1 protein-coding gene is annotated in these 705 nt (G+C 34.3%); it reads left to right on the top strand.

The genetic code is table 11. The features are described 5' to 3' along the window. A partial coding sequence (locus tag MBBTH_RS10790) for a Cna B-type domain-containing protein (RefSeq protein ID WP_116593040.1) occupies positions 1-705 on the top strand: 705 nt, incomplete at both ends.

Consider the following 705-nt stretch of genomic DNA (forward strand, 5'->3'; position numbering starts at 1 on the left):
ACAATACTCATGATGTTGAGTTGGTTAATGTTACTGTTGTTAAAGTTTGGACTGATAATGGTAACCAGGATGGTGTCAGACCTGCTAATGTGACTGTTTTATTGTTTGCTGATGATGTGAACATTTTAAATGTTACTTTGAGTGATTCTAATAATTGGACTCATACTTTTGTAGGTTTAGATAAGTTCAGAGATAATGGTACTGAGATCGTTTATCGTGTAAATGAGACTGAGGTACGTAATTATACTGCTGTTATCGTTTCTGATGGTAATGGTAATTGGACCATTAACAACACTCATGATGTTGAGTTGGTTAATGTTACTGTTGTTAAAGTTTGGACTGATAATGGTAACCAGGATGGTGTCAGACCTGCTAATGTGACTGTTTTATTGTTTGCTGATGATGTGAACATTTTGAACGTTACTTTGAGTGATTCTAATAATTGGACTCATACTTTTGTAGGTTTAGATAAGTTCAGGGATAATGGTACTGAGATCGTTTATCGTGTTAACGAGACTGAGGTACGTAATTATACTGCTATCATTACCAGAGATAACAATAACTTTTTAATTAATAACACTCATGATGTTGAGTTGGTTAATGTTACTGTTGTTAAAGTTTGGACTGATAATGGTAACCAGGATGGTGTCAGACCTGCTAATGTGACTGTTTTATTGTTTGCTGATGATGTGAACATTATGAATG

The sequence above is a fragment of the Methanobrevibacter thaueri genome, from assembly GCF_003111625.1.
Classification (GTDB): Archaea; Methanobacteriota; Methanobacteria; order Methanobacteriales; family Methanobacteriaceae; genus Methanocatella; species Methanocatella thaueri.